We start from the raw sequence: 11,631 nt of genomic DNA, 5'->3' as shown, positions 1-11,631 counted from the left end.
GGTGACGCATCCCTGTGGATCACCGTGGGGGAGCCCACCGACCTGTCCACCACGGCCACCGGTGCGTCGGCCGATGGATTCCCCATCCGCGCCGACAACGAGAGCACCCTCGGTGGTGTCTGCTATCGAGGCGTCGACCTGTCGGGGTCGGGTCACTGGGGAATCCAGTTCCAGGTCCACCCGGCCACCGAATGCGGCCTCGCACAGCAGATGCTGGCCCGGATGGTCACCACCCGCCATACGATCCCCGCCCACGCCGAACCGACGCTGACCACGATCGATCCCTGCGCGCTCGTCTCCCGGGCCGAGCTCGACCCGCTGGTCGGCCCGCTCCCGCAACAGCCCACCACCGCGACCGCCCACACCTGCGTGTGGGACGGCCTCGACAGTGTGCGCACGGAATACACGGTGTGGGCGAGCGACCCCGCGCCTCCGCGGCCGGTGGATCTCGGCGACGGCATCCAGGTGCTGACCTACGACACCGACGATTCCGCCGGTCCGGGCTGCACCTTCTACTACGTGTACCGCACCATCGGAAAGGCGCGCGAGATACTCGGAGTGTCCGTCGACGGCTGGCCGTCCGGCGATCGGACGAAGGCGTGCCCGGCCGCCAAATCGATCATGAAGACCGAGATCAGCCGACTTCCGAAGGTGAAATGACCTGTGCCCGATCTAGATCGGCGATGAGGTCCAGGGCCTGGGCGAGGTTGGCGAGTTTGGCCTCGAGGGTGTCACCCGCCGGGTAGAGGCGGACGGTGTCGACGCCGACGTCGCTCCAGACCCGCAGGCGGCGGCGGACCATGTCGGGGGTGCCGATGAGGGTGGTGGCCAGGACCATCTCGTCGGTGACGAGTGCGACGGCGGCTTCCCGGTCGCCCGATTGCCAGCGGGCGCGGATCTCCTCGGTGACCTCCGACCAGCCCTGCCGGGCGTAGGCGGCGTTGTAGAAGTTGGTCTTGGCGCTGCCCATGCCGCCGATGCTGAAGGCCAGCTCCAGTTTTCGGCCCGCGACGTGGCGGGAGACGGCCTCTTCATCGTCGAAGAACGCGATTTCCGCGCCCTGGCAGACGTCGATGTCGTCGCGGGCGCGCCCGGCGGCGGCCAGGCCCGCATCCAGATGATCGAAGTAGGCGGCCGAGCCTTCGGGGACGAAGCTGGTGCCGAGCCAGCCGTCGGCCACCCGGCCGGTGAGCTCCAGCATCTTGGGGGACATGCTGGCGATGTAGATCGGGATGTCGGCGTTGGCCGGGATCGACAGGCGCATCGGTTTGCTGTTGCCGTCCAACGGGATTCGCACCGTGTCGCCCTGGAAGGAGACCTTCTCCCCGGCGCACGCCTGCTTGATCACCGTGATCGTCTCGCGCATGCGGGTCAGCGCGCGCGCGAACGGCACCCCGTGCAGGCCCTCCATGACCTGCGGGCCGGAGGGGCCCAGGCCCAGCAGGAACCGGCCTTGCGAGAGCTCCGCCAGCGTGAGCGCGGCCTGCGCGATCGCCACCGGTGAACGGGTGCCGATCTGAATGATGCCGGAGCCGAGCAGGATTCGTTCGGTGCGGGCGGCCAGATAGCCGAGCGCGGAGGGGGCATCGGAGCCCCACGCCTCGGCGACCCAGCAGATGTCCAGGCCCATGGTCTCGGCCTCGCGCACGAAGGTGACGACCTGCTGGGCGTCACGGGAGAACTCGACGGTGGTGGCGGTGCGCATCAGCGTTCACCCCCGAGTTCGGCGCGCCGCTTGATCTCCGCGACCACCTGTTGCATGCCCGCCTCGAATTCGCGCATGCGCACGAAGACGATCTTCTCCTCCTTGTCGGGCATGGCCTCGATGGCGATGCTCAGCCCCGACCGGCCCGGTCCCATCCGCACCCATTGCCGCAGCGCGGTACCGCCGTTCACGTCCTGGAGAGTGAAACGCCAAGTGGCGGTAGGCGTCTCGGGATCCTCGACCGCCCAGGCGAAGGCGTGCGGGGGATCCCACTCCACGACATGCGAGGTGGTGGACCATTCACCGAGCGCGTCGTGCTTGCTGGTGCCGACGAACGTGGCGCCGACGCCGGGCGGGGCGTCCGGTGAAACCCAGTGCGCCGATTGCAGTTCCGTGCTCAGCTGCGGCATCAGCGCGATGTCGGAGACGAGCGTCCACACCGTCTCCGGGGTCGCGTCGATCCACGTCTCGGCCTGTGCGGTCGGTCCATCGGCATACTTCGCGCCGGTCCACTCCATGCGTCACCTCGCTGTGAAAAGCTGCTGTTGCCACGATGGTTGCATAAATAGACTAAGCAGGTCAACGACTGAATTCGGGATCGGTTACTTGGCCTGCTGCCGGGCGAAACGGGCCTGGATGTCGGGGCGTTCGCGCAGCCGCTCGGGATAGCCGGGTCCCATGCGCAGCCGCGACTCCTCGATCGGCACCGGTTGATCGCAGTGCTCGCACACCACCTTCAGCTGCGTATCGTGCCCGCACGCGGTGTGCTCGAGCACCACCGGCGGCCCGTCGGGATCGGCCAGCCAGCGGTCACCCCAGCGCGACATCACCAGCAGCACATCCCAGAAGTCGCGCCCCTTCTCGGTGAGCACGTACTCGTACCAGACCGGTTCGCTGTGATACGGCCGCTTCTCCAGCAGCCCCTCCTCGACCAGGCGGCGCAGCCGATCGCTGAGCGTATTGCGCGCGATCCCCAGCTCCTGCTGGAACTCGTCGAATCGCCGCACGCCGTAGAACGCCTCGCGGAGCACCAACGGCGTCCACCAGTCGCCGAGCAGATCCATGGTCCGGGCCACCGAGCAGGGCCACCGCGCGAAGGACGTACGCTTCATCCCCCGAGAGTAGCTGGGGAAGGAACGACGACTGATGCGCATGGGGATCGCCACCCCGGTGGTACTCGACATTCCGGGGCGGTCGGCCGCGTGGGAGCGCGAGGCGGGCATCGCCGAACTCGCCCGTATCGCCGAGGCCGCGGACCGGCTCGGATTCGACCACCTGACCTGTAGCGAACACGTGGCGGTGGCGCAGCATTCGGACTCCGCCATGCTCGGCGGCAGCCGGGGGACGCGATACTGGGATCCGCTGGCCACGCTGTCCTACCTCGCGGCCCGCACCACGCGAATTCGGTTGTGCACCAGCGTTCTTGTGCTCGGCTACCACCATCCACTCGCCATCGCCAAGCGGTACGGCACCCTGGACGTGATCAGCGGTGGCCGGGTGGTGCTCGGTGTCGGCGTGGGCACCGCCCGCGAGGAATTCGACCTGCTGGGCGCCTCGTTCACCGATCGTGGACGCCGCGCCGACGACGCCATCGCGGCGCTGCGTGCCGCGCTCGGGCGGCGGGTGCCGGAGTATTCCGGTTCGCACTACCGATTCTCGGGACTGGTGGTGGAACCGCACGCCGTGCAGGCGCGCATGCCGATCTGGGTGGGCGGCGTCAGCGACGCGGCCCTGCGGCGGGCCACCACCCTCGGCGACGGCTGGCTACCGGCCGGACTGGATGCCGCCGCGCTCCGGCAGCGGCTCGATCGGTTCGATTGCCGCGCACCGGGTTTCGAGGTGGTCGTCGGTACGGCGGGCCGGATCGATCCCATCGCCGAGCCTGGTCACGCAGAACAGGTGCTGGGCGAACTCGCCGACGCCGGTGCCACCATCGCGCAGCCGCGCGTGCGCCATGAATCCCTCGCGCAGTACCTCGATCAGCTGGCCGCGCTGACCGAGCTGAGCTGTTTCGAACCGAGCTGAGCTGTTTTCGAACCGGGCCGTGTCGAACCGGCCTGATCACGCCGCGCCGCGATGCGACCGAATCAATTCCGCCGCCATGGATTTGGTGCGCCGAGCCGCGTGCCGATCGCCTTCGGCCGCGGCGACGATCGCGCCTTTCATGAGGATGTGCCAGCACCGCGCGAAATTATCGATATCCGACAGTCCCGCACGTTCGGCGCGCGCGGAGACGATATCGCGAATGGTCTGCAGATGTTCGATGCCGGCCTGCCCGAGCGGATGTTCCGCGCCCATTTCCAGCAGCACATTGATGAACAGGCAGGCGTCGAAATCGGCTGCGGCGAACCATTCGTCGAGGACGTCGAAGATAGCGAGGAGCTGCTCTTCCGGGGTGGCGCCGCGCAATCGCGACTGCTCCTCGATGAGGCCGAAGGTCCACAGCCGCTCGCGGCGGTCGAGCACCACCGCGACCAGCTCGTCCAATATCGGAAAATACTCGTGCAGCGTGGTTTTCGAGACCCCCGCCCGATCCGCGATCATGTCGGCGGTCACCGCGCGCACGCCGGTGCGGGTGTAGAGCTCATACGCCGCGCGTACGAGCTGATCGCGAATTCCGACAACCGAGTTCCGGCTGGTCGTCATCGTTGAATTCTAGTCGCCCGCGGGGTTCTTCACAGCGCGCAGGCGAGCGCGGAAGTGCCCGTGGAGTGGACGAATTCGCTGTGGCCGTAGACGACGGCATCGGAATTCCATGCCGCGCCCAGTCCGGTCACGAAATCGCGGACCACCGCCATATCGCCGCGATCGGCCACCAGGATCAGCGCACCGTCTTGGGTGACCGAGCCGCCGCCCAGGGTGTCGCGGACCGCCGGATCGGCGAGCAGCGCATCGTGGAATCGGGTGCGGTCGATGCCGGGAACGGTGACGGTGAAACCGTTGGCGCGCGCATCCTCACCCGGCAGATATTCGAAGGTCAGCACCGATTCCTGGTTGTCGCGCACGCGGATGTCGTCGGCGACCCAGCACAGATTCTTGTAGTCGGTGCAGGCCAGCTGGAATTGCCGGGAGCGCTCATAGGTGGTGGTGCCCGAATCCGCGGACCAGAACACCCCGTCGAGCAGTTGGGAACCGACCGGCAGCGCCAGCTCGGTGAGCGCGGTCGCGTTCACCTCCAGCTCGAACAGCGACAGCTGATCATTCAGGCGCGGATCGTTCGGATCGGTGATGGTGGCGGTGTTGTTGGTGGCGAACAGCTCGCCGGTGGGCTGGGTGGGATTGCCGGGAACGCACGACGCCGGACCGTACGCCTGCGCGGGCGTGACGGCCGGACCGAGGGCCGTGGTGGTCGGACCGATGGCGACAGCCCCGGAGATCACGAGAGCAGCGGCCAGAGCGGCGGTGATGCGGACGGTGGTCATACCCATCGAGTCTGACGGCTGCGCCGCCGCACCGACAGCAAGATCGGCGAAAAGACCGGATCGGATCCACGTCGGCGCGGCCGGGACCGCGCCCGCCTCAGCCCGCCACCGTCGGCGTGTCCTGGGTCACGAATGACGCTGGTGCGCAAAGATATACGACTCGGGGGTGGGTTGAGCGCGATGGCGTCGCCGCGATTCGGCGGTGCGACATGCCACGTGACCTGCGCCGCAGTGCTTGACTGAAATTTCAGTCAGGAATACAGTTTCTGGTGCCCGCTCCGGGTCGTCGAGTGCGGACGACCGCTCTACCAGCGGGATTATCGGTTTCAGCGCGCCGCCGAGGGAAACGCCGCGCCGTACCCCTCATACAAGGAGACAGCGAGATGGAACGACGCGGATTCATGCGTACCGGGATGTTGGCCATGGGTGGGCTGCTGGCCGCGGCCTGCGACGGCCCGATCTCCTCCTGGTTCAACGGTGACACCACCACGTCCGCGGCCAAGGACGGCCGCGACTGGGTGATGCCCGACGAGGGCACCCCGCACAAGCGCACCTGGATGGCCTTCGGCGCCAGCGAGGCCATCTGGGGCAAGCAGCTGCTGCCGCAGGTCCGCAAGGATCTGGCCACCATCGCCGCCACCATCTCCCGCTTCGAACCGGTGTCCATGCTGGTGCGCGGGGACGAGGTCGACATGGCCCGCAACCTGCTCGGCGGCGCGAACGTCGAACTCATCACCGCCGACCTCGACGACCTGTGGATGCGCGACACCGGCCCGGTCTTCGTGAAGGGCAACGGCACCAAGGCCGGCGTCGACTTCAACTTCAACGGCTGGGGCGGCAAGCAGCAGCACCGCCGCGACGCCAAGGTGGCCACCTTCGTCGACGGCCGCGCCGGCGTCGAGACCGTGCACACCGATCTGGTGCTCGAGGGCGGCGGGCTCGAGGTCGACGGCGAGGGCACCGCGATCATCACCGAATCCTGTGTGCTGAACAACAATCGCAACCGCGGCTGGAAGAAGCCCGACGTGGAGGCCGAGCTCGAGCATCTGCTCGGCATCAAGAAGGTGATCTGGCTGCCGGGCATCGCCGGGCACGACATCACCGACGGCCACACCGACTTCTACGCCCGCTTCGCCGGACCCGGCGTCGTGGTCGCGGGGCTGGACAACAACGAAGAGTCCTTCGACTACGACGTGACCCGCAAGCACCTCGACATCCTGCACAACGCCACCGACGCACAGGGCCGCCCGCTGCGGATCGAAACCCTCGAAGCGCCTGAGGAATTGCGCTACAAGGGCGCGGGCGACGACTTCGCGGCCGGGTACATCAACTTCTACGTGTGCAACGGCGGCGTCATCGCCCCCGAATTCGGGGACCCCGAAGCCGATGCCGCGGCCCAGTCCACCCTGCAGCGGCTGTTCCCGGATCGCCATGTGGTGCAGATCAATATCGACGCCATCGCCGCCGGTGGCGGCGGCATCCACTGCACACGCAGCAGGAACCCGTCGACTGAGCCACCCGAACTCCCGGTGAAACCCTGCAATTCACCGGGATGCGGCCGGTCCGGGCCGCCGCCCGATCCGGACCGGCCGCGCAACAGTTCCCGAGTGAGCGTCCTAGAGTGAGGAACCGTGTCGGACCGTCAGACCCAGATCCTGGAAGCCGCCGTCGCAGTCATCGCACAGGACGGAGTCCGCGGACTGCGCGTCGAGAAACTGGCCGCCGCCGCAGGGGTTTCCACCGCGCTGATCTACTACCACTTCAAGGATCGCGCCGGGATCCTGCGCGCCGCCCTCGCCCACATCAACCACCGGGCGGAGACCTACACCGAACAGGCCTTCGCCGATCTGCTCGATCCGCGCGCCCAGGTCGAGCGCATGCTGCTGCTGGAACTGCAGGACGCCGAGGATGTTCGCGAGAACAGCGTCGCCTGGGGGGAGTTGCGCGCCAGCGCGGTATTCGATCCCGCGCTGCGTGAGCCGCTGCTGGCCAGCACCGCCGCCTGGAACTCCGACGTGGAGACCCTCATCCTGCACGGCCAGGAAAACGGTTCCATCGCACTGGATCTCGATGCCGCCGCCGTGGCTGAACGGCTCACCGCCCTGGTCGAGGGCCTCAGCGAACGCTGGCACAGCGGCTCGCTCACCCTCGACCGTGCCCGCACCCTGCTCACCGGCGCACTCGCCGCGGAACTCGGCGCGCCCTAAATGTAGTGGTCAACGCGGGACGATGGCGGAATGATCACCAGCCATGGAAAAGATTCCGACCCTGTTCGAACGTGACGACCGCTTCAAGGTGGTCGACCGTCCGCGCGCCGCGTGCGACTGGGTCTTCGCCGGTGAGGGTGTCGCCACCGAGAAGCTCGACGGCACCAATATCCGCCTGACCGTGCGTTCGGGACAGCTTGTGCGCGTGGAGAAGCGCCGCAACCCCAGCAAGGAACACAAGCAGGCCGGAATCACCGACGGCTGGTACGTCGACGCCCACGAGGACCTCGCCGAGGACAAGTGGATCCTGGCCGCCGCCGAGAACACCGACGTCTCGGGCTGGCCCGACGGCGAGCACTCCTGCGAGGCGCTCGGCCCCCGCATCCAGGGCAACCCGCTCGGCCTCGACAAGCACCTCTGCGCCGCCTTCAACCTGTTCCCGCCGCTGATCCCCGACCTCCCGCGCACCTACCCCGAACTGCGCGACTTCCTGGCCGATTTCGACAGCCTCTTCGCCCCCGGCCACCTCGCCGAGGGCATCGTCTTCCACCACCCCGACGGCCGCCGCGCCAAGATCAAGCGCAAGGACTTCCCACGCTAGACCTTCTTCACCACACTGGATTTCAGCTGCATCGCGCCGATTCCCTCGACCTTGCAGTCGATATCGTGATCGCCGATGCCGGGCGCCAGGCGGATATTGCGCACCTTGGTGCCCGCCTTGATACCGGTCGGGCTGCCCTTCACCTTCAGGGTCTTGATCACGGTGACGGTGTCGCCGTCGGCGAGCACATTGCCGACCGCGTCGCGGATGACGCCGTCGCCGGGGGCGGCTTCGGCCTCGGCGGTCCACTCGTGCGCGCACTCGGGGCAGGTCAGCAATCCGCCCACTTCGTAGGCGTATTCGCTCGAGCAGGCGGGACAGGGCGGCAGGGAGTCGGTCACGTGCTGCTCCTTACGGTTCGAGGGAATCACTGGCGGAGGAAGTCGATGATGGTGCGGTTGACCTCGTCGGGGCGTTCGAGGTAGCCGTAGTGGCCGCAGTTTTCGAGTTCCACGAAGCGGGCGCCGGGGATTGCGTCGGCTACCTCGCGGCCGAAGATCGGGGGGAGCATGCGGTCGTCAGCGAAACCGACTACCAGGCTGGGGACGGTGATCGCGGCGTAGGCGGCCAGGCGGTTGGCGGAGCGGTCCATGCGCATCTGGGCGAGCACGCCGGGGGCGGGCTCGGCGCTCGACGAGAATTCGAAGATGTCGAGCCAGTTCTGGGCGGAATCGTCGGCCTCGAGGGTGTGCGGGGAGAGGTTGAGCATCGCCTTGATCGCGGCCGCGTACTCCGGCGGCAGCTTCACGCCCTGCGCGGCCAGCGCCTGCTCACCCCGGTTGAGGGTGCTCGCCAGCGGATGCGGCCGCCCGGTGGTGGCCAGCATGACGGCCTTGCGCACCAGATCCGGTCGCGCCAAAGCCAATTCCTGGGTGACGCGCGCACCCAGCGAGGTGCCCACCACGAACGCGGGCCCGCCGAGGTGTTCGATGAGCGCCGCGGTATCGGCGACCAGGTCCTCGACGCGCATGCCGGACGCGCACTCGGCCGAGGGCGCGATGCCGCGATTGTCGAAGGTGGCGACCCGGAAACCCGACTTCACCAGTGCCGGAACCTGATACGTGCGCCACACCCGCCCGGGACTGCCGGTGCCCATGACGAGCACGACCAAGGGACCCTCGCCGGTGACGTCGTAGTTGAGGAGGATGCCGTTCAGGGTGACGAGAGGCACGGTCGGTCTTCCTGTAGCGCGGTGCGGGGACGACCGAAGGTATCAGCTGATTGTCCTGCTTGCTAAACTCTGCAACTGTGCCAGGAATGCAACGGCCGCTGTATCAAATGAAGGCGGACTTCTTCAAGACGCTGGGTCACCCCGTGCGCATCCGAGTGCTCGAACTGCTGAGCCAACGCGAACACGCCGTCTCGGAGATGCTCACCGAGATCGGCGTCGAGGCCGCCAACCTGTCACAGCAGCTGTCGATTCTGCGTCGGGCCGGGCTGGTCACCGCCCGCCGCGAAGGGCTCTCCGTCACCTACGCACTCACCTCGCCGCAGGTCGCCGAACTGCTCGCGGTCGCACGCGCCATCCTCACCGGCGTCGTCAGCGGCCAAGCCGAGGCGCTCGAACAACCCGCCTGACCCCCACCCTTCCGATCGGGTGGGCCTTCTCCACCTCGCTGATTTCGTGTTTTCTAAACTAATAACGTAGTTGTTCCCTTGAAGAGAGGTTTGCCGTGCCCGCACGTTCCCTCGCCACCGTCGCTACCGCCCCGACCGAGCACCCCGGCATCGCGGCCTGGGTCGCGGAGATCGCCGAACTGACCGCGCCCGAGCGCATCGTCTACTGCGACGGGAGCCGTGACGAATGGGATCGGCTCACCGCCGAGCTGGTGGCCAAGGGCACCTTCGTCCCGCTATCGGCCAAGCCCAACTCGTTCTGGTGTGTGTCGGATCCCGACGATGTGGCACGGGTGGAGGATCGAACCTTCATCTGCTCCGAGCTCGAGCGCGACGCCGGGCCCACCAACAACTGGGTGGATCCGGTCGACATGCGCGTCGTCATGACCGAGCACTACCGGGGCGCGATGGCCGGGCGCACCATGTACGTGATCGCCTACTGCATGGGGCCGTTGGACGCCGACGAGCCGAAATACGGTGTGCAGATCACCGATTCGGCCTACGTCGCGGTCTCCATGCAGATCATGACCCGCTCCGGCGCCCCGGTGTGGGAACAGCTCACCGCGGGAACGGAGTTCGTGAAATGCCTGCACTCGGTGGGGATGCCGCTGACCGATGGACACGCCGATGTCGCGTGGCCGTGCGACAAGACGAAATACATCGCGCATTTTCCGGAGTCGCGGACGATCTGGAGCTACGGCTCCGGGTACGGCGGCAACGCCTTGCTGGGCAAGAAGTGCTTCGCGCTGCGAATCGCCTCGGTGCTCGGGCGCGACGAGGGCTGGCTGGCCGAGCACATGCTGATCCTGAAACTGACCTCACCACAGGGTAAGACGCACTACGTCGCGGCGGCGTTCCCCTCCTCGTGCGGCAAGACCAACCTCGCCATGCTCGAGCCCGCGCTGCCCGGCTGGCAGGCCGAAACGGTCGGCGACGATATCGCGTGGCTGCGCTTCGGCGCCGACGGACGGCTCTACGCGGTCAACCCGGAGGCCGGATTCTTCGGTGTCGCACCGGGAACCGGCGCGCGCACCAACCCGAACGCCATCGCCACCATCGACGCGGGCAACTCGATCTTCACCAACACCGCCCGCACCGACGACGGCGACGTGTGGTGGGAAGGCCTGACCGACGAGCCCCCGGCCCACCTCGTCGACTGGCACGGTCGAGACTGGACACCGGAATCGGGAACGCCCGCCGCGCACCCGAATTCGCGCTACTGCACCCCGATCGAGCAGTGCCCGTCGGTGGCTCCCGAGTGGAACGATCCGGCCGGTGTGCCGATCTCGGCGATCTTCTTCGGCGGCCGCCGGGCCACCACCATCCCGCTGATCACCGAATCCCTCGACTGGGAGCACGGCGTGTTCACCGCCTCGGTGCTGTCCTCGGAGACCACCGCCGCGGCCGCGGGCGCCGTCGGCGTCGTGCGCCGCGACCCCATGGCGATGCTGCCGTTCCTGGGCTACCACGTCGGCGACTACTTCGCGCACTGGCTGGCCATGGGGGAACGGGAGGGCGCGCGACTGCCGAAGATCTTCCAGGTCAACTGGTTCCGCCGCAGCGCCGACGGCAAATTCCTGTGGCCCGGCTTCGGTGACAATGTGCGCGTGCTGAAGTGGGCGCTCGAACGTCTCGACGGCACCGCCGCGGGCGTCACGACCCCGATCGGCGTCGTGCCCACCCCGGATTCGCTCGACCTCGACGGGCTGAGCGCGGGCTATCGCGGCCTCATCGACGCCGCGCTCGCCGTCGACGTCGACGAATGGGTGCGCGAACTCGGCTCGATCGACGACTGGTACGCCACCATCGGCGGCAACCGGCTGCCCGAGCCCCTCCGCGCCCAGCTGGCGTCCCTGAAACTCCGTCTGGCCGAAGCGCTCTGACCGTGCGGACCTTGCTGCCGTCGCGCGCGGACTGGCTACCGGCGCTGCGGTCCCCGGGCGCGGACCTGCTGGCCGGGCTGGTGGTCGCGCTGGTGGCGTTGCCGCTCGCGCTCGGTTTCGGCCACGAACAGCGTGACGATCACGATGTAGTACCAGCCGAATCCGCCGATCACATTGTCCTGCAAGGCTTTCGCCT

Annotated in this window: 13 protein-coding genes and 1 pseudogene; 7 read left to right on the top strand and 7 right to left on the bottom strand. The window is 67.8% G+C overall.

Going from position 1 to position 11,631, the window contains the following annotated elements:
• On the top strand, nt 1-660 hold a 660-nt coding region (locus ACWELQ_RS23030; RefSeq protein WP_452399112.1), incomplete at its 5' end, for a hypothetical protein.
• Here the strand turns inward: ACWELQ_RS23030 and ACWELQ_RS23025 are convergent.
• The 3 genes from ACWELQ_RS23025 to ACWELQ_RS23015 all read right to left on the bottom strand — a co-directional run bounded on the left by ACWELQ_RS23025 (nt 635) and on the right by ACWELQ_RS23015 (nt 2,817).
• A complete protein-coding gene (locus ACWELQ_RS23025) occupies nt 635-1,705 on the bottom strand; it encodes an LLM class flavin-dependent oxidoreductase (protein WP_452399111.1) in 1,071 nt (356 codons plus the stop codon). The two genes, ACWELQ_RS23030 and ACWELQ_RS23025, sit on opposite strands and share 26 nt — an antisense overlap.
• Nucleotides 1,705-2,223 (bottom strand): SRPBCC family protein, encoded by a 519-nt coding sequence (locus ACWELQ_RS23020; RefSeq protein ID WP_452399110.1) that lies wholly within the window; start codon nt 2,221-2,223, stop codon nt 1,705-1,707. Before ACWELQ_RS23020 ends, ACWELQ_RS23025 begins: the two co-directional genes overlap by 1 nt.
• An 84-nt stretch (nt 2,224-2,307) precedes the next feature.
• Nucleotides 2,308-2,817 (bottom strand): winged helix-turn-helix transcriptional regulator, encoded by a 510-nt coding sequence (locus ACWELQ_RS23015; RefSeq protein WP_379361996.1) that lies wholly within the window; start codon nt 2,815-2,817, stop codon nt 2,308-2,310.
• A 34-nt stretch (nt 2,818-2,851) separates the two neighbouring features.
• Here ACWELQ_RS23015 and ACWELQ_RS23010 point away from each other — a divergent pair, with 34 nt between their 5' ends.
• On the top strand, nt 2,852-3,730 hold the full coding sequence (locus ACWELQ_RS23010; RefSeq protein WP_452399109.1) for a TIGR03619 family F420-dependent LLM class oxidoreductase: 879 nt from the start codon (nt 2,852-2,854) through the stop codon (nt 3,728-3,730).
• A 36-nt stretch (nt 3,731-3,766) separates the two neighbouring features.
• On the opposite strand, the gene ACWELQ_RS23005 is transcribed toward ACWELQ_RS23010, so the two are convergent.
• On the bottom strand, nt 3,767-4,351 hold the full coding sequence (locus ACWELQ_RS23005; RefSeq protein WP_452399108.1) for a TetR/AcrR family transcriptional regulator: 585 nt from the start codon (nt 4,349-4,351) through the stop codon (nt 3,767-3,769).
• Between the two features lie 29 nt (nt 4,352-4,380).
• The gene (locus tag ACWELQ_RS23000; protein WP_452399107.1) at nt 4,381-5,127 is read right to left on the bottom strand and encodes a hypothetical protein; all 747 of its coding nucleotides are present in this window, start codon (nt 5,125-5,127) and stop codon (nt 4,381-4,383) included.
• 383 nt (nt 5,128-5,510) lie between these two features.
• Between ACWELQ_RS23000 and ACWELQ_RS22995 the strand changes: the two are divergent.
• The 3 genes and pseudogenes from ACWELQ_RS22995 to ACWELQ_RS22985 form a co-directional block, all read left to right on the top strand.
• Nucleotides 5,511-6,632: pseudogene (locus ACWELQ_RS22995) on the top strand (agmatine deiminase family protein); the annotation flags it as partial.
• Between the two features lie 126 nt (nt 6,633-6,758).
• Nucleotides 6,759-7,334, top strand: coding sequence for a TetR/AcrR family transcriptional regulator (locus tag ACWELQ_RS22990; protein ID WP_452399106.1), 576 nt, complete (start codon nt 6,759-6,761; stop codon nt 7,332-7,334).
• A gap of 43 nt (nt 7,335-7,377) precedes the next feature.
• Entirely contained in the window at nt 7,378-7,935 is a 558-nt protein-coding gene (locus ACWELQ_RS22985; RefSeq protein ID WP_452399105.1) for a hypothetical protein, read from the top strand.
• On the opposite strand, the gene ACWELQ_RS22980 is transcribed toward ACWELQ_RS22985, so the two are convergent.
• Both ACWELQ_RS22980 and ACWELQ_RS22975 read right to left on the bottom strand, forming a co-directional pair.
• Nucleotides 7,932-8,276, bottom strand: a complete 345-nt coding sequence (locus tag ACWELQ_RS22980; RefSeq protein ID WP_452399104.1) for a zinc ribbon domain-containing protein YjdM — start codon at nt 8,274-8,276, stop codon at nt 7,932-7,934. The genes ACWELQ_RS22985 and ACWELQ_RS22980 overlap by 4 nt on opposite strands.
• Nucleotides 8,277-8,302: 26 nt before the next feature.
• Complete coding sequence (locus ACWELQ_RS22975; protein ID WP_452399103.1) at nt 8,303-9,106, bottom strand: alpha/beta fold hydrolase; 804 nt, start codon at nt 9,104-9,106, stop codon at nt 8,303-8,305.
• A gap of 86 nt (nt 9,107-9,192) precedes the next feature.
• On the opposite strand from ACWELQ_RS22975, the gene ACWELQ_RS22970 reads away from it, so the two are divergent.
• On the top strand, nt 9,193-9,513 hold the full coding sequence (locus ACWELQ_RS22970) for an ArsR/SmtB family transcription factor (RefSeq protein WP_364624478.1): 321 nt from the start codon (nt 9,193-9,195) through the stop codon (nt 9,511-9,513).
• A gap of 95 nt (nt 9,514-9,608) precedes the next feature.
• Nucleotides 9,609-11,435, top strand: a complete 1,827-nt coding sequence (locus ACWELQ_RS22965; RefSeq protein WP_452399102.1) for a phosphoenolpyruvate carboxykinase (GTP) — start codon at nt 9,609-9,611, stop codon at nt 11,433-11,435.
• The last annotated feature ends 196 nt before the right edge of the window (nt 11,436-11,631 follow it).

Source organism: Nocardia sp. NPDC004722, from assembly GCF_053601505.1.
Note: the sequence above shows the minus strand (reverse complement) of the source record. Positions and strands in the feature narration are given on the sequence as shown.